General features: G+C 34.3%; 18 protein-coding genes and 5 tRNA genes. 19 read left to right on the top strand and 4 right to left on the bottom strand.

Annotated elements, in window-relative coordinates; genetic code table 11:
- Positions 1–98: 98 nt before the first annotated feature.
- Positions 99–1,292 (top strand): enoyl-ACP reductase FabV, encoded by a 1,194-nt coding sequence (fabV, locus tag MPR_RS13595; protein ID WP_041893409.1) that lies wholly within the window; start codon positions 99–101, stop codon positions 1,290–1,292.
- Between the two features lie 63 nt (positions 1,293–1,355).
- On the opposite strand, the gene MPR_RS13590 is transcribed toward fabV, so the two are convergent.
- Positions 1,356–3,812 (bottom strand): hybrid sensor histidine kinase/response regulator, encoded by a 2,457-nt coding sequence (locus MPR_RS13590; RefSeq protein WP_041893407.1) that lies wholly within the window; start codon positions 3,810–3,812, stop codon positions 1,356–1,358.
- 369 nt (positions 3,813–4,181) lie between these two features.
- Here MPR_RS13590 and MPR_RS13585 point away from each other — a divergent pair, with 369 nt between their 5' ends.
- Positions 4,182–5,003, top strand: coding sequence for a hypothetical protein (locus MPR_RS13585; RefSeq protein ID WP_041893405.1), 822 nt, complete (start codon positions 4,182–4,184; stop codon positions 5,001–5,003).
- Between the two features lie 60 nt (positions 5,004–5,063).
- Here the strand turns inward: MPR_RS13585 and MPR_RS13580 are convergent, their stop codons facing one another.
- The gene (locus tag MPR_RS13580; protein ID WP_006258677.1) at positions 5,064–6,203 is read right to left on the bottom strand and encodes an acyl-CoA dehydrogenase; all 1,140 of its coding nucleotides are present in this window, start codon (positions 6,201–6,203) and stop codon (positions 5,064–5,066) included.
- A gap of 234 nt (positions 6,204–6,437) precedes the next feature.
- On the opposite strand from MPR_RS13580, the gene MPR_RS13575 reads away from it, so the two are divergent.
- The 14 genes from MPR_RS13575 to MPR_RS13500 all read left to right on the top strand — a co-directional run bounded on the left by MPR_RS13575 (position 6,438) and on the right by MPR_RS13500 (position 15,835).
- Positions 6,438–7,526, top strand: coding sequence for an anhydro-N-acetylmuramic acid kinase (locus tag MPR_RS13575; protein ID WP_041893403.1), 1,089 nt, complete (start codon positions 6,438–6,440; stop codon positions 7,524–7,526).
- Positions 7,527–7,873: 347 nt separating this feature from the next.
- Complete coding sequence (locus MPR_RS13570; RefSeq protein ID WP_025124723.1) at positions 7,874–8,593, top strand: MotA/TolQ/ExbB proton channel family protein; 720 nt, start codon at positions 7,874–7,876, stop codon at positions 8,591–8,593.
- The gene (locus MPR_RS13565; RefSeq protein ID WP_025124722.1) at positions 8,593–8,988 is read left to right on the top strand and encodes an ExbD/TolR family protein; all 396 of its coding nucleotides are present in this window, start codon (positions 8,593–8,595) and stop codon (positions 8,986–8,988) included. The genes MPR_RS13570 and MPR_RS13565 overlap by 1 nt, the downstream gene beginning before the upstream one ends.
- A gap of 2 nt (positions 8,989–8,990) precedes the next feature.
- On the top strand, positions 8,991–9,806 hold the full coding sequence (locus MPR_RS13560) for an energy transducer TonB (protein ID WP_006258673.1): 816 nt from the start codon (positions 8,991–8,993) through the stop codon (positions 9,804–9,806).
- A 16-nt stretch (positions 9,807–9,822) separates the two neighbouring features.
- Entirely contained in the window at positions 9,823–11,040 is a 1,218-nt protein-coding gene (locus MPR_RS13555) for a bifunctional folylpolyglutamate synthase/dihydrofolate synthase (protein ID WP_041893401.1), read from the top strand.
- A 92-nt stretch (positions 11,041–11,132) separates the two neighbouring features.
- Positions 11,133–11,210, top strand: a tRNA-Val gene (locus MPR_RS13550).
- Positions 11,211–11,252: 42 nt separating this feature from the next.
- Positions 11,253–11,327: transfer RNA gene (locus tag MPR_RS13545), tRNA-Val, on the top strand.
- 30 nt (positions 11,328–11,357) lie between these two features.
- A tRNA-Val gene (locus MPR_RS13540) sits at positions 11,358–11,432 on the top strand.
- Positions 11,433–11,462: 30 nt separating this feature from the next.
- Positions 11,463–11,537 (top strand) — tRNA-Val (locus MPR_RS13535).
- Positions 11,538–11,567: 30 nt separating this feature from the next.
- Positions 11,568–11,642 (top strand) — tRNA-Val (locus MPR_RS13530).
- Between the two features lie 910 nt (positions 11,643–12,552).
- Positions 12,553–13,545, top strand: coding sequence for a DUF6266 family protein (locus tag MPR_RS13520; RefSeq protein WP_041893397.1), 993 nt, complete (start codon positions 12,553–12,555; stop codon positions 13,543–13,545).
- Between the two features lie 140 nt (positions 13,546–13,685).
- Positions 13,686–14,075 (top strand): hypothetical protein, encoded by a 390-nt coding sequence (locus MPR_RS13515; protein WP_041893394.1) that lies wholly within the window; start codon positions 13,686–13,688, stop codon positions 14,073–14,075.
- 48 nt (positions 14,076–14,123) lie between these two features.
- The gene (locus MPR_RS13505) at positions 14,124–14,510 is read left to right on the top strand and encodes a hypothetical protein (protein WP_235280453.1); all 387 of its coding nucleotides are present in this window, start codon (positions 14,124–14,126) and stop codon (positions 14,508–14,510) included.
- Positions 14,511–14,572: 62 nt separating this feature from the next.
- Positions 14,573–15,835, top strand: a complete 1,263-nt coding sequence (locus MPR_RS13500) for a hypothetical protein (protein ID WP_041893391.1) — start codon at positions 14,573–14,575, stop codon at positions 15,833–15,835.
- Positions 15,836–15,914: 79 nt separating this feature from the next.
- On the opposite strand, the gene MPR_RS13495 is transcribed toward MPR_RS13500, so the two are convergent.
- Together MPR_RS13495 and MPR_RS13490 are read right to left on the bottom strand one after the other, a co-directional pair.
- The gene (locus MPR_RS13495; RefSeq protein ID WP_041893389.1) at positions 15,915–16,463 is read right to left on the bottom strand and encodes a YbhB/YbcL family Raf kinase inhibitor-like protein; all 549 of its coding nucleotides are present in this window, start codon (positions 16,461–16,463) and stop codon (positions 15,915–15,917) included.
- 88 nt (positions 16,464–16,551) lie between these two features.
- Positions 16,552–17,388: a helix-turn-helix domain-containing protein gene (locus MPR_RS13490; protein ID WP_041893387.1), complete on the bottom strand. Its 837-nt coding sequence runs from the start codon at positions 17,386–17,388 to the stop codon at positions 16,552–16,554.
- A gap of 409 nt (positions 17,389–17,797) precedes the next feature.
- On the opposite strand from MPR_RS13490, the gene argS reads away from it, so the two are divergent.
- The 3 genes from argS (at position 17,798) to MPR_RS13475 (ending at position 22,516) form a co-directional block, all read left to right on the top strand.
- Positions 17,798–19,576 carry an arginine--tRNA ligase gene (gene argS / locus MPR_RS13485; RefSeq protein ID WP_006265894.1) on the top strand — a complete coding sequence of 593 codons (1,779 nt, stop codon included), beginning with the start codon at positions 17,798–17,800 and terminating at the stop codon, positions 19,574–19,576.
- A 62-nt stretch (positions 19,577–19,638) separates the two neighbouring features.
- Positions 19,639–21,099 (top strand): SGNH/GDSL hydrolase family protein, encoded by a 1,461-nt coding sequence (locus tag MPR_RS13480; protein ID WP_041893383.1) that lies wholly within the window; start codon positions 19,639–19,641, stop codon positions 21,097–21,099.
- Positions 21,086–22,516, top strand: a complete 1,431-nt coding sequence (locus MPR_RS13475; RefSeq protein ID WP_041893379.1) for a LysM peptidoglycan-binding domain-containing protein — start codon at positions 21,086–21,088, stop codon at positions 22,514–22,516. Before MPR_RS13480 ends, MPR_RS13475 begins: the two co-directional genes overlap by 14 nt.
- The last annotated feature ends 4 nt before the right edge of the window (positions 22,517–22,520 follow it).

Raw genomic sequence — 22,520 nt, 5'->3', positions numbered from 1 at the left:
GTAGATGTGTTATTTTATAATAATAAATATGTATTGTTGTGATAAAATGCGTAATTTGCAACTTGGTTTAAATTCAACTAAGTAGAAAAAGATTTATAATGATTATACAACCTAGAACTAGAGGATTTATTTGCTTAACTTCTCATCCTGAAGGATGTGCTGAGAATGTGAAAAAGCAAATCGAGTATGTTAAGTCTAAAGGACAAATAGTAAACGGACCTAAAAAGGTATTAGTGATTGGAGCTTCTACAGGATTTGGATTAGCTTCACGCATTTCTGCTGCTTTTGGTTCTAATGCAGCTACAATTGGTGTATTCTTTGAAAAACCAGGTACAGAAGGTAGACCAGGTACAGCAGGATGGTATAATTCTGCAGCTTTTGAAGAGCAAGCTAAGAATGCTGGTATTTATGCAAAGAGTATTAATGGAGATGCTTTTTCTGACGAAATTAAGAAAGAAACGATAGAGCTAATTAAAAAGGACTTAGGTCAAGTAGATTTAGTTGTTTACAGTTTAGCTTCGCCACGTAGAACTCATCCAAAGACTGGTGTAGCTTATGCTTCAGTATTAAAACCTATCGGAGAACCTTTCACTAATAAAACAGTAGACTTCCATACAGGTGTTGTATCTAATATTAGTATTGATCCTGTTAAGGAACAAAGTGATATTGATAACACTATTGCTGTAATGGGGGGAGAGGATTGGAAATTCTGGATTGAAGACTTAAAAGCAGCGGGTGTTTTAGCAGATGGAGCTAAAACAGTTGCTTATTCTTATATAGGACCTGAATTAACTTACCCTATCTATAGAAATGGTACTATAGGTATGGCTAAAAATGATTTAGAGGCTACGGTACCAGTAATTAATGATTTACTTAAAGATCTTAATGGTGTATCTTATGTTTCTGTAAATAAGGCTTTAGTTACTCAATCAAGTTCAGCTATTCCAGTTGTTCCTTTATACATTTCTTTGTTGTACAAAGTAATGAAAGAGAAAAATATTCATGAAGGATGTGTTGAACAAATGCAACGTTTATTTGCAGATCGTTTATACGGTGGTAATTTAGCATTAGATACAGAAGGACGTATTCGTGTTGATGACTGGGAAATGAGAGAAGATGTGCAGTCTGCTGTAGCTAAACTATGGGAAGAGGTAACTTCAGAGAATATTGAAGTTATTTCTGATCTAGCTGGATATAGAAAAGATTTCTTTAACCTGTTTGGGTTTGAGTTTGATTCAGTTGATTATACATTAGAATCAGATGAGCTAACAACTGTTGCTAGCTTGAAATAAGAGACAAGATTATTGTTATATATAAAGCCCCTTAATACGAATATTAAGGGGCTTTTTGATTAGTTATTCTTCTAAGTGATTCTGTTTTATCTGAGTAAGGATTAAGTTTATTTTATCTTCCAATACCTCAATATAGTTTCTTAGCTCAAGTTGAGTTTCGAAAGTTATTGTTTTATCTTCTAGTACTTCTAGAAGTGGTATAATAGATGTGATTTCGAGTTGTCGGAACATAGGTAACATCTTATGAGCTATATTTCCGATTTGTTCTAAGTCAAAATCTTCTTCGGCATAATGCATATCTAGTAGGTTCTCTCCTGTACTTTCTATAAAGATGACAAGTAGATTTCTTAATGCATTAAGATCATCTCCAATGAATTGTTTTAGCGTATTCGTATTATAAGAAGTACTAACTGTTGTTTGATTATTAGCGTCCTCATTGTTCTTTTCTTTAGTTCTAGAACTGTTTAATTGATATTCAAGATTAAGTATATTAGAAATCAGAATTAGTAACTCTGTAAGCTGTAAAGGCTTCGGGTGTGCAGAAGCAAACCCTGCTTGAGTGAATTCTTCCATTGTAATATCTCTTTTACCAGAAAGAGCTATAACAGGAATGGTCTTAAAATCAGTATTTTTCTTTAAATGATTTATAAGCTCAAATCCGTCCATCTTAGGCATCTGAATATCACTAAGTATCAAATCATATTGATCTTCTTTTAAAATAGCTTCTATAGATGTAGGATCGAAAGTGATGGTAACTTTATTAAATAAAGGAGAAAGAATCTCTTCCATTAATTGAAGTTGAACTTTGTCATCATCAATGACTACAATGTTGATTTCATTTAAGGAGTGAAACACAGTTTGTAGGTCATTTGAATGTACAGTTATATTTGCATCTTCTTCAGCCTCTATAATAGGTATTGTAAAGGTGAAAGTAGATCCTTCATTTAATACACTGTCTACATGAATAGTCCCACCTAATAATTCGATCATTCTTTTAGAAATATTAAGCCCTAGTCCAGTTCCACCGAATTTCTTTTCTATTCCGTCATGAGCTTGCTGAAACTCATTAAAGATGTTTTTAGTTTGATTAGAAGCTATTCCTATTCCAGAATCAGTAACTTTAAATATAATGTATTCTTTTTCTCTAGTAACGCTAACGTTAACTCCTCCTTCTTGTGTAAACTTAATCGCGTTAGTGACTAAGTTTGTTAGTATTTGTTTTATACGATGAGGATCAGAGACAAAGTTACTATTTAAGCTTTCTTCAGTTGTCCAATTAAGCTTTATATTTTTGTTCTCAGCATTAGGCACTAGTATGTTACAAGTGTTGTCTACTAGTTCTTTAGGGTTGAATGCTTTCTGTTGTATACTTATTTTATTATTCTCTAACCTAGAGAAATCTGTTAAGTCGTTGACTAAATTCGTGATATACTTAGAAGAAGACTTAATGTTGTTGACGTACTTTTGTTGTTTGTTATCAAGGTTTGTTTGGTCTAATAAATCAGTAAAACCAATAAGTCCCCCTAGAGGAGTCTGTAGATCATGAGTTACTGTAGCGAGTAACATAGACTTACTGCGCAATAGTACTTCATTCTCTTTATTTAATTTCTCTAAAGCATTTCTGTATTCCTGTGTTTGATTGATATCTCTAATGATAATCCAGCCTAGTATTAAAACTACGATTAGTGCAGTCCCTCCGATATAAGCGATATTGGTAGAAGCAGCGCTAATTCTAGATTTTGACTCATTGATCTTTTGATAAGATAGTGTAAGTATATTTTGTTCTACATTCTGTAGGATACCTCTTAGCTGATCTGTGATAATCTTGTTTTCTTTCAGTAAGCGTTGTTCTTGGTTGAGTAAGTTATTTTGTTTGTCATTGATTTTTTCTTGTGTAGCGATAAGGATACGTTCCATCGCATTGATAATAGAATCAGATATACTAGGATAGTTAATAGTTGTTTTAATAGTATCGGTATGATCTCCTTTGAATAACCTTGCCCAACCACTTCTTTTCTCCTTTTCTTTACTTTGGATAACGATAGGTTGTATGTTTTTCTCTATTTCTTCACGGATATTATAGATTTCAGAGAAAGCCTCAGTGTATTTGTTTTCAGCAGAAAGATCTTTTCTAGCTTTGATGATATTTTCAAAACTAACTTTTTTACGTGAGAGTAAGTCTTTGACAGAATCAAGTTTGACTACTGTAATAGGATCTTGTACATGAGTTTGCACTAAGTTAATTTGCTTAACGATGGTATCGAGCTCTTTATAATAGAGCTTGATATCTTTACTGTCCCCACTTAATATTGCCGTTCTGCTATATGCCTCACTACTATAAAGATTATTAATAGCACTAGTTACTAAGAAGATTTTATTGTTTTCTTCTACCACATGCTCTTCGGGAATAGTGAATTTCTTTGCTTCTTTATAGATATATGCACCTGAGAAGATAGCAGCTACAAATAAAGTGAAGTATAGAAAGAGAATCTTAGCTTTTATAGATTTAGGTGGCTTCATGTATTGATATAGTTTGGTGTAAAATTACAAAAGAGTGTTCAATGATTGTGTTAAAACGAATAGTCTTTAAGAAAGTTTATTTTTAACTGTTTTTGTTTAAGTATATCTTTTTTGGTATTAATGTTGTTTTTTGTTTTGTATTTAACTTTTTGTTTGTATTTTTGGTTTAGGTGATTAGCGATGTTTATTGCCTTTTAGTTAGAATCGTACAGATTAAATTATATGAAAAAGAGAAAAGAAAATTCTCACGAATCAATGTTTAATACGTTTTAAACAAAGACTTACTATCTACAGTAGGTCTTTTTTTTGTTTATAAGATATCTTTTTATTCTTAAATACACTATTTTTACATGGCGTAAGTAGAAGATTATGAGTACAGTAAAATTATATTATAGCCCTTTCCATCCCAAACAAAGTGATGCTAAAATCATGTTGTTTGCTTTAGGAGTAAGTGTATTCTTATGTCTAGGTGTTATTGGTAGTTCTTATTGGTATATGTCTTTTAAGGAGAAGCAGTCTTTCTGGGAAGGAGGAGGATGTGGTTTTGGCGGTGATGGACTATCATTTAATAATGACTTAGCTAACACTGTTCAAGCTTATTATCTATTAACAAGTCCAGTAATTGATTATGTACCTGTAGAAGAGATTCCTTTAGGAATGTATTTTGAAGGGCCTAACGTTAAGTTTAATAACCAAATGCCTGCTGATATTACACAAGTAGGAGTAGTAGGAGGTAATATTATAGAATATGATACTAGTATTACAGATATAACTGCTAGTCCTGATAAAGAAATAATTACTGCTTCTGGTGAAGAAGTTAGTTCTAACAGTGCGGATACTAATATTGAATACATGGAGGAAGAGTATGGTAAACCTTTTTTTTCTTTGATAATAGAAGCAAGTCCATATGAAGGGGAAGAGGCTTTTAGAGCAAATATGATTAATAAACTTAATTTAGATCATTATTTAAATCAAGGTGAGCAGTATCGTTTTAATGTGAACTTTACAGTAGGTATAGATGGTGTACTCTCAGATATTGTTATTCAGAGTGTACAGGGATATCTACCACCTTATTTAAAGAGAGATATTATAGCTGTATTTCAAACAATGCCTCAGTGGCAACCTGCTTCTCAGAATGGCAGACGTGTCCCGACAACATTTAAATTACCTATAAAGATCAATGTACAATAAATAAGAAAAGGCTATTAACACAAGTGGTTAATAGCCTTTTTTATAAGGATTGAGTATTACTTATTTAGCAATAGCTCTAGAAATAACGATCTTTTGAATCTCAGAAGTGCCTTCATAGATTTGAGTGATCTTAGCATCACGCATCATTCTTTCTACGTGATATTCTCTTACATATCCATTACCTCCGTGGATTTGTACAGCTTCGATAGTTGTATCCATTGCTGTTTTAGAAGCGAATAACTTAGCCATAGCACCAGATAATGAGATATCTTGACCTGCATCTTTCTCAGCAGCAGCTTTGAAGCAAAGCATTCTAGCAGCAGTGATTTGAGTAGCCATATCAGCTAATTTAAATGCAACCGCTTGGTGGTTGATAATTTCAGTACCAAAAGCTTTACGCTCTTTAGAGTATTTTAATGCTAATTCGTATGCACCTTGAGCGATACCTAATGCTTGAGATGCGATACCGATACGTCCTCCGTTTAATACATTCATTGCGAATGCAAATCCGAATCCGTCTTCTCCGATTCTATTTTCTTTAGGAACCTTTACGTCTGTGAACATCAATGAATGTGTATCAGATCCTCTGATTCCCATTTTTTGTTCTTTAGCTCCGATTTCAAAACCAGCCCATCCTTTTTCAACGATGAATGCATTGATTCCTTTGTGTTTTTTCTCTACATCAGTTTGAGCGATTACGATATAGTAGTCAGCTGTACTACCATTCGTGATCCAGTTTTTAGTACCGTTTAGTACATAGTGATCTCCCATATCTACAGCAGTAGTTTTTTGAGATGTAGCATCTGACCCTGCTTCTGGCTCTGATAAACAGAATGCACCGATTACTTGTCCTGAAGCTAGAGGTACTAGGTATTTTTGTTTTTGTTCTTCACTAGCATATTTTTCTAATCCAGCACATACTAATGAGTTATTTACTGACATAACTACAGCAGCAGAAGCATCTACTTTTGCAATTTCTTCCATAGCTAATACATAAGATACGCTGTCTAGACCGCTACCTCCGTATTTAGGATCTACCATCATTCCTAAGAATCCTAGTTCACCAAGTTTTTTAACTTGTTCTGTTGGGAATTTAGAATGTTCATCTCTTTCAATTACACCTGGTAATAATTCTGTTTGAGCAAAGTCGCGAGCAGCTTGCTGAATCATCAATTGCTCTTCTGTAAATTTAAAATCCATTTATAGTCTCTTAATTTTTTAGTTGTTCTAATTTTTGTAGCTCTCAAATATAATTGATTTAAAACAATTATTCAATTTAGATTCTGTTTAAATTTGATGCATAAAATGATTATAATTTATTTTTGAACGAAACAATGTTTGTTATTTTAAAGAACTTGTATTGATAAGTGAATAATGTAACGAATATTGTACTTAAACCTTTGTAGATTATAGTAAAAACCCAATCTTTATACTATGAATAAATACCAATATAATATCATCGGAGTTATGTCAGGTACTTCATTAGATGGAATAGACCTGGCTTATATCACTTTTAATTGTGAAAGTGGTAAGTGGAGTTTTGAGGTTCACTGTACTGATACTGTCGCTTATAGTGCTCAGTGGAAAGAACAATTAAAGAATGCAATCGATCTAGATAGTAAACAAATAGAAATATTAGATGTACGCTATACTACCTATTTAGCCACTGTGATTAATCAATTCATTAAAGATAAAACGATAGAGGATATAGATGCTGTATGCTCACACGGGCATACTATCTTTCATAAGCCTGAGCTAGGCTATACCTTACAGATAGGGAATATGCCTATATTAGCTGACTTAATACAGCAGAAGGTAATATGTGACTTTAGAGTACAAGATGTTCTTTTAGGAGGACAGGGAGCACCTTTAGTACCTATAGGAGATCGCTTGTTATTTAGTGAATACGAAGCTTGTCTTAATCTGGGAGGATTTGCTAATATTTCTTTTGAAGGAAGGCTTAATTATAGATTAGCCTATGATATTAGTGCAGTGAATACATTGCTTAATGAACAAGTGGCCAAACTTGGCTTAGAGTATGACGATAAAGGAATGCTTGCCTCAGAAGGAACGATTAATGAAGACCTGCTAAGAGAATTAAATGCACTTGATTTTTATAAGCAGTCTGCACCTAAATCATTGGGGATAGAGTTCTTAAATGCTTATATAAAACCTATTCTTAATAAATACACCTTATCTGTAGAAGATTATTTAGCTACGCTAGTAGAGCATATTGCTATCCAAATTGCAGCGGGTATCGGTGTTAAAGAAGGACAGCGTGTATTAGTAACAGGAGGAGGAGCTAAAAATGATTACTTAGTTAGTAGGATTAAGGCACACGCAAAAGGTATTTTGTTTGAAAGACCTTCTGATGAAGTGATTGATTATAAAGAAGCAATAATATTTGGTTTACTAGGAGTATTAAAATTGAGAGATGAAGTGAATGTCTTAGCTAGTGTTACTGGAGCCAAGTATGATCATAGCTCAGGTAGAATTCACGAGGTATATACACAGGTAAATTAGCTTATTCAGAAGATGAAGATTATGTTTGCATTGTATTGTATACGAGTGTATTAATTAGTGGGTGATAACCCTAGGATAATGACTAGCATGAATGTTATATAAAGAATATAGCGTTTATGTATAATTATACATACAAAACATTTTATCTTTGAACTCATTTTGAACTATAATGGCAAATGATTATAAAGACAAAATCTCACTTTTTTTGATATTTTGAATATTAAATCTCATTTTTTTTCGTTATCATGAAGTAAATGAGATTATAGAATGAGAATAATCTATATCGATTTTGCACAATATAGAACAACAGAAAAAAGACTTTTAAAATTTTAAAACTCAGATTATTTATGTTTCATTTCTTACAAGTGGATACAACAGCAGTAGCACAGAAATTAGCTAATGCAGCAGAAGCTGGAGAAGCAGCCGTTAAAAAAGAACTAGCTCTTAGCGAGATTATCTTTAGTGGTGGGCCGATAGGGCAGGCTATTATGATTATTATTTTTATCATGCTATTCATGGCTCTGTATCTATATTTAGAGCGTTTCTTTGCTATAAAAAATGCGTCTAAGATAGATGATAACTTTATGGCTCAGATAAAAATGTTCTTATCTCAAGGAAAGATAGATCAAGCTAAACTTCTATGTGCAAACACAAATACACCTGTATCTCACCTAATCGGAAAAGGAATATCTAGAATAGGGAAGCCTCTTCAGGATATTAATATTGCGATAGAGAATGCAGGGAAGTTAGAAGTGTATAAGATGGAGAAGAACATTAATCTATTAGCAACATTATCTGGAGCAGGACCAATGACAGGATTCTTAGGAACTGTAGTAGGGATGGTGATGGCATTCCATGAGATGTCTACAGCTAGCTCTGCTCGTATAGATATGAGTGTATTATCAGAGGGGATTTATACTGCGATGATGACTACAGTATTTGGATTGATTGTAGGTATTGTATCGTATGTTGGGTATAATCATTTAGTGAGTAAGATAGATAAGATTGTACATCAGTTAGAGGCAAATGCAGTAGAGTTTTTAGACCTATTAAATGATCCTGCATAATGAACATAAGAGGTAGAAATAAAGTATCCGCAGAGTTTAATATGTCGTCTATGACAGACATCGTATTCTTATTGCTTATATTTTTTATGGTAGCTATTACTACGATGACCAGTACTAACGCACTAGATTTAATACTTCCTAATTCTGATGGTAAGGCTGATGTAGTGGAGACTGTAGCTGTGAGTGTAGATGATCAGTCTAACTATTATATCAATGAGCTAAAAGTAATGCCGGAAGAACTAGAAGAGGGACTGAAAAATAAATTAAATACAATAGAAAATCCTAATGTAGTATTGCATGTCGCTAAAGGTGTACCTGTAGAGGATGCAGTATTTGTGATGGATATTGCTTATCGCAATAATTATAAGATTGTATTAGCAGTGGAACCAAAGTAGGTATGAAGATATTACAAACAGAAAGTGAAAAAAAGGCTTTTGCAATTACTTCAACAGTTTTTGTACTTCTTTTTTTGTTGTTTTTCTTTTATAAAATAATAACTCCTGTTCAGGAAAAAGAACCTTATTTATTAGGTGGGGAGATTGCTATTAACTTTGGGAATAGCGAAGTAGGGAAAGGGGATGTACAACCAACAGAACCTATCGCTATGGAACCAGAGCCTGAAGTAGCTACTCCTGTTGAGACAACAGCTGAGCCTGTTGTTACTCAAAATAAGGTAGATGTTCCTGTAGTAAAGAAAACGGAGGATAAGCCAAAAGCAAAAGAAGAACCTAAAAAAGAAGTTGTCAAACCTAAACCTGATCCAAAACCTAGTCAAAGTACAACAGATGCTCTAGCTAGCCTTATTAATGGGCCGAAGACAGCTGGAGAAAAGTCTGAAGGACAAGGGAACTCTACTAAAGGAGGAGATCAAGGAAAGCTAGATGGAGATATGTACTCTAACTCTACTTATGGTAGCGGTAAGGGGAATGGTAGTGGTAACGGTACTAGTTGGGGACTGAATGGACGTGCATTAGCCAATAGAGGACAAGTAGTACCTGAGTGTAATGAGGTAGGAACTGTAGTAGTGGAGATAAGAGTAGATAAGAGCGGAAAGGTTGTATCTGCACAACATACTAAAGGGACAACTAACTCTGCTAAATGTCTTACAGATGCAGCTATTGCTACTGCCAAGACATTTAGATGGAAAGCAGATGACAACGCACCGAATATTCAAGTCGGATTTATAGTTATTAATTTTAAAGTAGGACAGTAGTCCTATTTTTTTGAATATGAATTATCAAGAAACCTTAGAATGGATGTTTAATCAATTGCCAATGTATCAACAAAAAGGGGCAATAGCTTATAAAGCAGATTTATCCAATACAATAAAACTAATCAATCATTTAGGCAATCCTCAAGATAGCCTAAAGACGATACATATAGCAGGTACTAATGGAAAGGGGTCTACCTCTTCTATGATCGCTTCTATTCTACAAGAAGCAGGATATAAGGTAGGGTTATACACTTCTCCACACCTAAAGGACTTTAGAGAGCGTATCAAGATCAATGGGGTAGAGATATCAGAGTCTTTTGTGATTGACTTTATCGGACGTAATAAACCCTTTTTTGAAGAGAACTCGTTGAGCTTTTTTGAGATGACAGTAGGTATGTGCTTTGAATACTTTAAACAGGAGCAAGTAGACGTAGCTGTAATTGAAGTGGGAATGGGAGGTCGTCTAGATGCGACTAATGTTATAAACCCATTGATTTCTGTAATTACTAATATAGGTAAGGATCACACAGCATTCTTAGGAGATACACTTGAAGCTATCGCAGGTGAGAAAGCAGGTATTATAAAGAAAGGTGTGCCTGTAGTGATAGGAGAGTATAATGAGCATACACAACCTGTATTTATAAGTAAGGCAAAAGAGATGTCTGCAGATATCTATTTTGCTCAAGATACTTATATAGACAACACATTAGTCTCAGATCTAAAAGGAGATTATCAGAAATCTAATATCCGAACTGTAAGACAAGCCATAGAATTACTAAGAAAATCATTCGAAATAACAGAAAAAGCCGAAGTAGAAGGGCTTCTTCATGTAGTACAGAACACAAAATTATTGGGTAGATGGCAAGTTTTAGGTCAGAATCCGAAGATAATTACAGACACTGCACATAATTCTCATGGGTTAACTATCGTGATGAATCAGCTAAAACACGAAAATTACCGTGATTTGTATGTTGTTTTTGGTGTGGTGAATGATAAAGATTTAGATTCTATTCTTCCTTTATTGCCAAAAGAGGCAAAATATTTTTTTGCTAAGCCAGATAATTTACGCGGGCTAGAACCTGAGATTTTAGCTGCTAAAGCGAGTGAGTTTGGTTTGAAGGGAGAGGTTTGTAGTTCAATACCAAATGCTTACGCAAAAGCGAAGGAGGTAGCAGGTGCTGAGGACTTGATATATATAGGGGGGAGCACATTTGTGGTAGCTGAAATTTTATAAAAAAAATATTCAAAAAAGCTTGCAAAGTAAAATCACAGTCGTATATTTGCACCCGTAATCAACAAACGATTACACGTTCTTAAAAAGGAAATGGGCGATTAGCTCAGTTGGTTCAGAGCACCTCGTTTACACCGAGGGGGTCGGGGGTTCGAATCCCTCATCGCCCACCATTTTCAAAATATTGTTTTTATCCAAAATTGTTTAAATACTTAGGGCGATTAGCTCAGTTGGTTCAGAGCACCTCGTTTACACCGAGGGGGTCGGGGGTTCGAATCCCTCATCGCCCACAACAATACCAAGTTATTTAAAATTCTTTTGGGCGATTAGCTCAGTTGGTTCAGAGCACCTCGTTTACACCGAGGGGGTCGGGGGTTCGAATCCCTCATCGCCCACAATAACACCAAGTTATTTAAAACATTTTTGGGCGATTAGCTCAGTTGGTTCAGAGCACCTCGTTTACACCGAGGGGGTCGGGGGTTCGAATCCCTCATCGCCCACAAGACAAGTTTGTTTAAAAATAATATTTTGGGCGATTAGCTCAGTTGGTTCAGAGCACCTCGTTTACACCGAGGGGGTCGGGGGTTCGAATCCCTCATCGCCCACATCCTAAGCTTCACTATACAGTGAAGCTTTTTTTTTGACCTAAAGTGATTACTGTTCTTTCGTTTATAGGGATTACTATGCTGTACCACTCTTATGAGTTTGATCTTAGAGATGTGATATACTTATCATATCAGTAATCTTCTTTTAAGGTCTGCTTGCTTAGAAAAATATACACTCCCTTTTTTATTATTCTCTTCTTCGTAGAGCTATATAGCCTTCAGGAATAGCTTTTCTAGATCCTTTTTTAGCCAATACTCTATTGATATTGCCTTTTGTATGAGAGAAAGGTAAAAAACAACTACACTTTTTTTGTGCCTCTTTTTTGTTTATTGATTTGTTTTTCAGTACTATACGTTTTTTAGTATTGATGTTTTGTTTCACATATACATTGTTCTATCCCTTTGTAAGTCTATGTTTTCCTTTAGTCTCTCGACAATTAGTGGACTATAACCCATAAATGGTGGACTAGAGAATTATTAGTCGACGAATGCTTCTCTTGTAGATAGAGTGTTGTTCATGAAGTAAAAGTGTAGCTAGAGTTACTATAAATGTAAATCTGCTGTAATGGATTATTTGTTAATTGTTATTTTAAAAAGATTATTGTTGTTGATACTTGATAAATAGTCTTTACTTTTTTTAAAACCCAGAATAAGTGATAGACATATAAATGAAAAATAGGTCTGAATTAGCTCTAAAAGCATACTATAGTGTGTTTTTAGAGTTAATGAAAGAGATCTGAAGTAGAATTGCTTTGTAGTATTTGGTCAATGTTTAATCTGGGTAAAAGCTATTTGATTAGTTAAATAGTTGTGTTACTGTTTTTTATATCTTGTGATAAGAAAAATAGAGAGAAGACAATTGTGATTAGCCTTGATAAACTAATAATATCACAACTAAACAACATTAATTATGGCTGAGATAAAAGATGGAATATTAGGAGGTGTACATGGTACAGTGGGCACGGTAGTAGGATTTATGTGGAGAGGACGTTATTTTATACGTTCTAAGCCTCGTAAGTCACATAAACTAGCGACAGAGGCTCAAGTACTCCAACGAAGTAAATTAGGGGTTGTATCTAGCTTTGTGAGTAAGTTTAAAAACTTCGTAAATGAGCATTACCCACAGGCTGTACTGAATAATAAAATGGCGACAGGAAAAGAGCAACTAATCTCTATGCTGATGAAAGAAGGAATCGTTAAGGTAGAAGGCGAACCGTGTATTGATATTGCGAAGGTATTAGTCTCGATGGGGCCACTACCACCAGCAGTCATAAAGAAAATAAATCAACTGAAGACAGGACGCATAAAGGTACAATGGGATAATAGTATCACGAATGTATTGACTAAAGATACGGATAGATTATCTATCGTAGCCTATAGCGAATCGTTAGATGTGGTGACAGAGATAAGATCAATCGCGAAGAGGGAGGATAGGTATATTCACTTTGATCTACCTAAGGAGTGGAAAGAAGGGAAGGTTCATTTCTGGAGTGTGTGGAAATCAGCAGATGATAAAGTGATCAGCACAAGTGCCTACCACGGGATAACACAGTTAGGAGAGCATACTGAGCAACTCACTGAAGAAGGGGAGCAAAGCATAGAGGTGAAAGAAGAGGTGGTTGTGAATGAAAAATTAATAGCTGAGCAAGAGAAGGTGATAAAGTCAAGTGTGTCTACTAAAAGAGTAGATGTAAAAGAGAAGGAACCACTAGATATAGAACCACATAAAGAGCCTGAGAAAGTAGTGCTCACAGAGAATAGACCTAAGAAGAAGTGGGCTCCACCTGGCTTCTATGGAAGTGAGAAGAGCAGGGATAAGGAAGTAGCACCTCTAGATGAAAACACAGGAGAAGAACCTCGGTCTATACTAGAAGCGATGCCTCCTTCACAGAATTCTGATTAAGAGTCCGTTTTTATGATTTGTGGTTAGCTAGATGATTTTACTGATGTTATCAAGATGTAATCTATCTCAGAAATAATATTTGGTGAGATAATGAAATATTTTGACAGTTTTTATTAAATAAAGAGTCTTATTTTTGAGTTATGAAGTATATGTATTTATATCTATTATTACTGATTGGGATGCCTTGTATATATGGGCAGGCTGTTCTGCCTAAGCCTAGTTTTACTAGTTCTGCCTCTATACTTTATCTCAACAGTAATCCTAAAATGTATTTAGAAGATCCTCAGGTGAGGTTTTTTACTAGTTTTAAAACCAAGCATACTCCTGCTAAGACTAATAGATATGAAGAGAAATATGAGTTAGAAGAACTGATGTACAATAAATATCGTTTATTGAACAGGAATATTAAGTTTAATAACGGAGTAGCTGTGGATGTGTCTCCAGATAATGGGTATGTAAGAGAGTATGATCAGGATTTATCCTTTTTACAGAACCTATTTCTCGATCTTCTTATCGGAATATTGCCTTAATTGTAGTTGTTCTAATATAGTTGTATTATGGGTAAAGTGTGTTTTTATTTGTTGATTTTACTAGGGATGCCTTGTGTATATGGGCAGTCAGTTCTATCTACTATTCACTTTGCGAGTCCTGCGTCTATAATATATTTAGAGGGAAATCCTGAGCTGTATTTAATACATGCAGATGTGAGGTTCTATGCAAGCTTTAAGGTGAAAGAGAAGTCCTCTGTGAGAGATAAATATGAAGAGATGTATAGTATAAGAAGATCTATGATGGATAAGGAGCTAGAGGAAGAAGAGAAGGTGTATGTGAGAGTTCCTTCTAAACGAGCATTTAATAAAGAAATGACAGGTTGGTTAGATAAAAAAGAAAGAGCAGAAGTAGTTCGCAAAGGCTTTGAAAAAACTTTAGGTAGAGTATTAGCTAGGGTGATGGGAGGTAGATAAGATGGTAGTGTTGGTAGATAAAATAGAAGTAATAGCTTGTTATGTTTAAAAATAGAAGCAATATGTTTAAAAATGTAGACAATATCTTTAGAAGATTTAGCAATGTTTTATTAATAAGTTTAGTGTTTTGTTGTTTCTTAGGATGTAGTCAACCACCTAAAGATGGTCATTATAAGGCTGTTTCTTTTAGTAAAGTAGATAATAGCCTAATGTTTGGAGCTACATTAGGGTATATGGAGTTTATCGCTGAGGTAGTTCCTTATCTAAAAATAGAAGATGGTGATGTAATTACTGATTTTCCAATAAAAACTAGGGAATCATTGGAGAATTTTAAGAGTTTTACGGGAGCTACATATAATGATGGACGTTCTCTATTAGATAGTATTTATAAAGTTCAGTTAAAGAATGATACTCTTATGATAACGTTTCACTATGTAGGTACATCTCAGCCGACTAAAGATTTTGTATTTAAGTACTTACCTATATCTAAAGAAGAGTATGATGAAGGCGTTAAGAAGTTGTTTTTGAAACAAGAAGAGGTTAAACATAGCTTTACGACAATGGACTTGTCGAATTTAGATTATACACAAAAAAGACCAGCCTATCTGAAAGATTATAAAAGTATGGTAGCTATGGAGAATATGTTTTCTTCTGGGGAAAGTACACAGTATACAGATCAAATATATACTTCTTATAGAACGGTAGACCTGAGAACGTATAAAGATACTACGTACGATTATAAAGAATTCCAAATAAGCAATAGTGAGGTAATTAATAAGAGTGTTGCAAATATTGATGATTTGGTATTTAATGATTTTTATGTCTATGTAGATACTAATATGGAGACACAAGGTATAGTGCTTGAAAAAAAAGAATGGGATAAAAAGTCTATAAAAGAGTTGTTCGTTAAGCTAAAAGAGAAAAATAAAAATGCTGAACTGAGTTTCTTTGGGCTTCCTCAAAAAGATAAAGATGGTGAAATTAGTAATATTGCCCAGCAATTAGCTGTGAAATGGAAGGACGATCTAAAGAGTGTTACTCTAATCATCGACGATATTCCTGAAAGTATTAGAGATACAGAGCTTTATAAAAAAGCATTTATTACTGAGAAGGATAGTTCAAAAAAATTAATTGATAATTGGATGTACTATCTGAATTTAATAGAGCAAGCAAATGTCAAGGTATATATTATATCACCTAGTTTTGATGAGGTTATTAAAGGAGATGATGAATATCATAGACAACAGAGCTTTCATGGGGAACCTATTTTGAAAGTGTATGAATATGTATGGAGAGGGTATTATGAGTGGCAAAATAGTTATTAGTGGATGGACTCTGTAATAAAAAATAAGCAAAGCGACTTCTGGTGTATCAGGAGTCGCTTTGCTTATTTATAAATATGTATTATCGTTTATAGTACGCTATAATACTCGCTTTTGCGATGGTGTTTGCCCATAAGTTAAAGCCTACAATGGCAGGAGTAGTATTTCCATCTAGTCCTAGTTTATCCGTTTTAAGGGCATGTACTGTTATGATGTATTGGTGATATCCATGATCTACAGGAGGACATGGTCCACCAAAACCTTTTATTCCATAATCTGTAAGGCTCTGTATAGTACCTTTAGGTAATAGAGGAGAGTTGACTTTCCCTGCATCAGTTACTAGTTCGTTTATATTGCTAGGAATATCAAAGACTACCCAATGCCAAAAACCACTTCCCGTAGGTGCATCTGGATCATACATCGTGATGGCAAAGCTCTTGGTATCTTTAGGAGCATTGTGCCAAAATAACTGAGGAGATTGATTCTCTCCATCGCATCCAAAACCATTAAATTCGTGTTGTTTAGTTGTTTCTCCACCTAGATCTTTACTAGATAATGTAAAGGTGTTCTGTCCAAAAACACTAGTCGATAGTGTTAGTACTAGCCCGATTATAAAATTTGCAGCTTTCATTGTGTTATGATTAAATGTTTAGGGCAAATTTATAGTAAGGTCTATAGTAGGAGTTAGCGGGATTGGGTCAAAAAATGTTGCTAGAAGCTCATTGTTTTTGACTTTGTTTAGGAGTGATATTATACTTGGATTTATACGCTTGTATAAAACTAGATACATTCTCATAACCTACCTTTAGATAGATTTCTGATGCAGTAGTTGCATGCTGTGTAAGTAGGGTATGTGCATATTCTAATCTTCTGTTTTGAAACCATCTGCTAGGAGAGTCGCCATAGTGTTTTTCAAATTCTCGTTTGAAAGTAGATACGCTCATATTGCACAGAAAGGCTAGCTCAGATAGAGTGAGTTTGTTTAAGATATTCTTTTCTATTGTCTGTGTGAACTTTAAACTTTTATTATTGTTGTTAGTTATAAAGGATTGAAGAAATGCTGGTCCATTGATCTCAATGAGGTATAGCATGATCTCTTCTAGTTTTATATTTAGTAATCTCTTTTGGATAGAGGGAGATAGTTTAGCTATATCCATTAGACTTTTTACAAAGTGCTTACTGAAGTTATCGTAGTTAAAAGTATGGATAGAGTGAGTACTTTTATTTTCTACTAGTTCTATCTTGTATTTAGAGATAAAGTTAAGTATCAATTCATTGTCAAAGAACAAGAGGATACTTCTGTAATTAGCTGTATTAGATAGTTTTTCGGTCATTAAACAATGACCAGCTTTCATAAGGATGAATTTGGAGTTATCTAGTGCTTCAAAAGAGTTGTCAGACCATACTTCCTTTGTTCCTTCAACTAAAAAACTAAAAGTGTTTTGATTTAAAATTACTTGTTGTTTAGAGATCTCCTGTCTAGTATGATAATCAAATATAGTTATCTGTTCAGTGACATCAGTGATGAAGTCGTTGGGAAGAAGAATGCTTTTCATACTATCAGTTTTAGGCTATGTAGGTCTTTTTATTTCACTATTATAAATAGGTTTTAATAGGTAGGGTAAATGTAGTGAAATAAGCGAAGTGAAAAGAGGTTGAATAGTCAAGGAGAATGTAATTGTATTTATGAGGACTTTTTATTTAAGCAGTAGTGAGGAGATTGATGTTACTTTATGAATATTGTAAGCAGAATTTTGATAAGGCTGTTAGATGCTTTAACAATTGTTTGTTTATTTTAAAGGAGGAAATGAGGTTGTTTTTTGAGATAAAATATTGTATTTTAGACAGTTGTTTTTAAGATGGGAATGGTAATAAATTCTAAAGGAAATGTTTAAATTCCTTCTATACTCTTCTTGAAATGAAGAAATATAAATTATCTTTGCTCCTTTAATTAAATTAATCAAAATGACATTAAATCAGATTTTAACTCCGCAGATAGAGAAGGCGATTCAACAATTATACGGTGCTACTGTAGATAAAGTTGAGTATCAGGCGACAAGAAAAGAGTTTGAGGGTGATATTACTGTAGTTATCTTTCCTTTTCTAAGACAGATAAAAGGAAACCCAGTAGAGATTGGAACGAAGATAGGTGAGTACTTAGTAGAGAATACTTCTGTAATAGAACGGTTTAATGTAGTAAAAGGTTTTTTAAATTTAGTTGTTTCAGATAGTTACTATATCGATTTCTTTAACGCAATACGCAGTGAAGAGCACTTCGGATATGTAACTCCTACACCTGGTGATAAGTCTGTATTAGTAGAATATTCTTCTCCTAATACGAATAAGCCTCTTCACTTAGGTCATGTTAGAAATAACTTATTAGGATATTCAGTAGCTGAGATATTAAAGGCTTCTGGTAAAAAAGTTTATAAAACACAGATCATTAACGATAGAGGTATCCATATCTGTAAGTCTATGTTGGCTTGGCAGAAGTATGGTAATGGAGAGACTCCTGAGTCTACTGGACTTAAGGGAGATAAGTTAGTAGGAAACTACTATGTGAAGTTTGACGTGGAGTACAAGAGCCAAATCAAAGAATTAATGGCTCAAGGTATGTCTGAAGACGAAGCTAAGAAAGAAGCTCCAATCATTAAAGAAGCAAAACAGATGCTTGTAGATTGGGAACATAATAAACCTGAGGTTATTGAATTGTGGAAAACAATGAACCAATGGGTTTATGATGGTTTTGCGGTATCGTATAAAAACTTAGGGGTAGACTTCGATAAAGTATACTACGAAAGCAATACTTATTTATTAGGTAAAGATGAGGTAGAGAAAGGTCTAGAGCAGGGAGTATTCTTCAAAAAAGAGGATAACTCTGTATGGATAGACTTATCAGAAGAAGGATTAGATGAGAAGTTAGTACTTCGTGGAGACGGTACTTCTGTATATATGACACAGGATATCGGTACAGCTATACAGCGTGTGAATGATTTCGGCGATGTAGGAGGTATGGTATATACTGTAGGTAATGAACAAGATTATCACTTTAAAGTTCTGTTTTTAATTCTTAAACGTCTTGGTTTTGACTGGGCTGAGAGTTTATATCATTTATCTTATGGAATGGTAGAGTTACCATCAGGTAAGATGAAAAGTAGAGAGGGAACTGTAGTAGATGCAGATGAACTAATCCAAGAAATGACTGACACCGCTAAGTCTATCTCAGAAGAATTAGGTAAACTAGAGGGGTACTCTGAAGAAGAGCGTACTCAGCTATTTACTACAATAGGCTTAGGTGCATTAAAATACTTTATCCTAAAAGTAGATCCTCGTAAAGGGATGATGTTTAATCCTAAAGAATCAGTTGATTTTGCAGGAAATACAGGACCGTTTATTCAGTATACGTATGCTCGTATCCAATCTATCTTAAGAAAGGCAGACTTCGATTATACATCAGAAATAAAAGGTATCACATTAGACCCTAAAGAGAAAGAATTATTAAAGTTATTAGAGGAGTTCCCTGTAGTGATTCAGGATGCTGCTCGTACACATAGCCCTGCTCTTATAGCTAATTATGTATATGAATTAGTAAGAGAGTATAACTCTTTTTATCAAACGGTATCTATTCTAGGAGAAGAAGATGCTGTGTTAAAAGCGTTTAGAGTACAATTGTCAGAAAAAGTAGGAATGGTGATTAAGGATGCGTTCTCATTATTGGGAATCGCTGTACCAGACCGAATGTAATCTTATATTTTTTTGTGAAAGTAGAGAAATCATACCTATACCAGTCACTTGCCATTATAGTAATGGCAAGTGGCTTTTTTTTATTCTTTAAAGGAAATTTGCCTAAAAAGTTATTTAGCGAAGAGGCTCTTCCTACAAGTAATATTGTAGTAGATAGTCTGATGCTAGAAGCGCTAGAAGGCATAGAAAAAGAGAAGCTAGTAACTAAAGATAGTCTAAAGACTGAAAAAACAGGAATAGATGATGAGAATGTAATCATCGTTCCAGAAGATGTATTTACTAGTGATGAAGATTCGGGTTCTTTTAAAGGAATGGCGTATCTGGAGAATTTCTTTGCAAAACTGTATGCTTTAGAACAACAAAAAGGAGCACGTGTTCGTATAGCTTATTATGGAGACTCGATGACAGACGGAGACTTAATCGTACAAGATCTGCGTAAGAACTATCAGAGTAAATATGGAGGTATGGGAGTAGGTTATGTACCTATTATGTCTGAATCTGCACAGTCTAGACTATCTGTTATCCATAAGTATTCGAATAACTTTAAGATGCAATCTTACTTAAATGTCAAAAATCCACAGAAACCATTCGGGGTGTCAGGACAGGTGTATTTCGTGAAAGATACAGTTAAACCTACTTGGGTGAGTTATACAGCAGGTAAAATGCAAAATATGACAATGCTTTATAATCCAACACTTTATTATGGAAGTTCTAATAATAAAAGAGGGGAAGTAGCAGTTATTATAAATAAGGATACTATTGTCAAGAAGTTAAGTATCAGTTCAGAATTAAATAAACTGAAGATAGCTGATGGTAATATTAAAGATGTTAAACTACTATTTAAACATGCTGATTCTATTCCGATATATGGTGTAGATTTTAGTGCAGGTGGTGGAGTACAGGTGGATAATTTCTCTAGTAGAGGTAATTCAGGATTGCCACTATCGTTGTTTAAAGTGAGTTTAATGCAGAAGTATCAAAAGAATTTAGATTATAGTCTAATTGTATTACACTATGGTGCTAATGTTTTAAACTACGGATCTCTAGATTACTCATGGTATACGAAGAAGATGGGGAATGTGGTGAAACATTTAAAACAATGTTTTCCTAATGCTAGTATTCTAGTAATATCTACTGCGGATAAATCATCTAAAGTAGAAGGTGTGATGAAGACAGATGCTGCTGTAGAACCACTGATGAAGGCACAGAGAAAATATGCTATGGAAGCTCATGCTGGATTCTTTAACCTATACGAAGCTATGGGAGGAAATGGTTCTATGGTCAAATGGGTAGAAGAGGTACCTGCAAAAGCGAATAAAGATTATACACACTTTAATCATAGAGGAGCTTCTGATATCTCAGGTAAGATCTTCGCTAGATTAGAGGAGGGGTATACAGATTATAAAAAGAAACACACAGGACAAGTGCCTGTTAAGAAAGTAGATTCTCTTCAGCAACCAGATAAAGAAACTGTTGTAAGAGAAGATAGTTCTAAACAAAAAATAGAAAATGAAAAGGAATAAAATTGCTGTTTTTGTTGTAGGTATTTTATTTCATATTGGTTCTTTTGCTCAGGTTAATTCACTTCGTACTAATGAGTTTAGTGATGAAGAGGTAGAAAATGTGAATGAAGAAGGAATAGGAAATAAGATCTATTACGCAGAACAATTAAAAACTTTCTTTGAGAAAGTTCAGAAGATGACTCGTTCTAAGGAAGGGAAGATAAACATTGTTCATATAGGTGATTCTCATATTCAAGCTGATTTTTTTAGTGGAAGAATGAGATCTTTACTTCAAGATAGATTTGGAAATGGGGGATTGGGATTTGCCTTTCCTTATAAATTAGCTAAGACTAATGGTAACTCTCTTGTTAGGTATTCTTCTAATGCAGAATGGAGTAGTTACAGAAACATATTTCCTGTAAAGGATGCACAGGTAGGATTAAGTGGAATAGCGCTTTCTACGAATAATAGTAATGCTGTTATAGAGCTAAGTGTACGTGATGCTTCGTATGGTTTTTCTCGTATGAAAGTTTTTACACCTTCTAATAAAAAGGAGTTTAATGTAGGAACGGCTAGTCAAAAGGTTTTCTTAGAATCAACTGCGCCTAAGAAGATTTCTCATCAGATTAAAAGAGGAGAGTCTTTAGGAGCTATTGCTAATAAGTATAACACTACTATTACTGAGATTAAGAAAGCGAATAATATGAAGACCAACACTATTCATGCAGGTAAGAGACTTAGTATCCCTACTAAGCAGAGAGAATCTGTGGCGGTGTCTAACAATATGTTTAATGAGCTATCTGGAGAGAAGAATGATGTATTCTATACCTTTGAGTTAGGAGAAGAGTTAGATCGTATCTATTTCTACTCTAATCAACAGGCTGAAGCGTATGACTTAAATGGTGTGGTACTAGAGAATGATAAGCCAGGTATACTATATCATACTATAGGTGTGAATGGGGCGAGGTTCTCTGATTATACTAAATACGATTTGTTCTTTAAGCAACTTAGAGGATTAGAGCCAGACTTAGTAATTGTATCTATGGGAACTAATGAGTCCTTCGATAGAATGAGTGGAAGAGATTTTCAAGAGCAAGTCAATATGTTCTTAGCTAAGGTAAAGAAAGTAGCACCTCATGCAAGTGTGTTATTGACTACACCTCCACCATCTTATTTCTCTAAAGATAAGCCTAATACTGTAGCAGCAGAATTATCTAATGAATTAATCATTAATGGAATAGATGGGAAGTATGCTATCTGGGATTTATATTATAATCTAGGAGCAACACTAGGCTTGTCTAGTTTAAGAGAGAACGGAATGTTATCAAAAGATCTTGTGCACTATACCGTGAAAGGGTATGAATATACAGGAGATTTATTCTACGAGGCTCTTATCGATGCTTATAACCAATTTGTCAAACAAAATAGTGCTTTTTAATTAA

Source organism: Myroides profundi, from assembly GCF_000833025.1.
GTDB classification, from domain to species: domain Bacteria; phylum Bacteroidota; class Bacteroidia; order Flavobacteriales; family Flavobacteriaceae; genus Flavobacterium; species Flavobacterium profundi_A.
This window is presented reverse-complemented; position numbering and strand designations above follow the sequence as displayed.

Bases quoted from the DNA above. Each gene is read 5' to 3' on its own strand.
- fabV (WP_041893409.1), top strand. From the start codon at position 99: ATGATTATACAACCTAGAACTAGAGGATTTATTTGCTTAACTTCTCAT.
- MPR_RS13590 (WP_041893407.1), bottom strand. From the start codon at position 3,812: ATGAAGCCACCTAAATCTATAAAAGCTAAGATTCTCTTTCTATACTTC.
- MPR_RS13585 (WP_041893405.1), top strand. From the start codon at position 4,182: ATGAGTACAGTAAAATTATATTATAGCCCTTTCCATCCCAAACAAAGT.
- MPR_RS13580 (WP_006258677.1), bottom strand. From the start codon at position 6,203: ATGGATTTTAAATTTACAGAAGAGCAATTGATGATTCAGCAAGCTGCT.
- MPR_RS13575 (WP_041893403.1), top strand. From the start codon at position 6,438: ATGAATAAATACCAATATAATATCATCGGAGTTATGTCAGGTACTTCA.
- MPR_RS13570 (WP_025124723.1), top strand. From the start codon at position 7,874: ATGTTTCATTTCTTACAAGTGGATACAACAGCAGTAGCACAGAAATTA.
- MPR_RS13565 (WP_025124722.1), top strand. From the start codon at position 8,593: ATGAACATAAGAGGTAGAAATAAAGTATCCGCAGAGTTTAATATGTCG.
- MPR_RS13560 (WP_006258673.1), top strand. From the start codon at position 8,991: ATGAAGATATTACAAACAGAAAGTGAAAAAAAGGCTTTTGCAATTACT.
- MPR_RS13555 (WP_041893401.1), top strand. From the start codon at position 9,823: ATGAATTATCAAGAAACCTTAGAATGGATGTTTAATCAATTGCCAATG.
- MPR_RS13520 (WP_041893397.1), top strand. From the start codon at position 12,553: ATGGCTGAGATAAAAGATGGAATATTAGGAGGTGTACATGGTACAGTG.
- MPR_RS13515 (WP_041893394.1), top strand. From the start codon at position 13,686: ATGAAGTATATGTATTTATATCTATTATTACTGATTGGGATGCCTTGT.
- MPR_RS13500 (WP_041893391.1), top strand. From the start codon at position 14,573: ATGTTTAAAAATGTAGACAATATCTTTAGAAGATTTAGCAATGTTTTA.
- MPR_RS13495 (WP_041893389.1), bottom strand. From the start codon at position 16,463: ATGAAAGCTGCAAATTTTATAATCGGGCTAGTACTAACACTATCGACT.
- MPR_RS13490 (WP_041893387.1), bottom strand. From the start codon at position 17,388: ATGAAAAGCATTCTTCTTCCCAACGACTTCATCACTGATGTCACTGAA.
- argS (WP_006265894.1), top strand. From the start codon at position 17,798: ATGACATTAAATCAGATTTTAACTCCGCAGATAGAGAAGGCGATTCAA.
- MPR_RS13480 (WP_041893383.1), top strand. From the start codon at position 19,639: ATGGCAAGTGGCTTTTTTTTATTCTTTAAAGGAAATTTGCCTAAAAAG.
- MPR_RS13475 (WP_041893379.1), top strand. From the start codon at position 21,086: ATGAAAAGGAATAAAATTGCTGTTTTTGTTGTAGGTATTTTATTTCAT.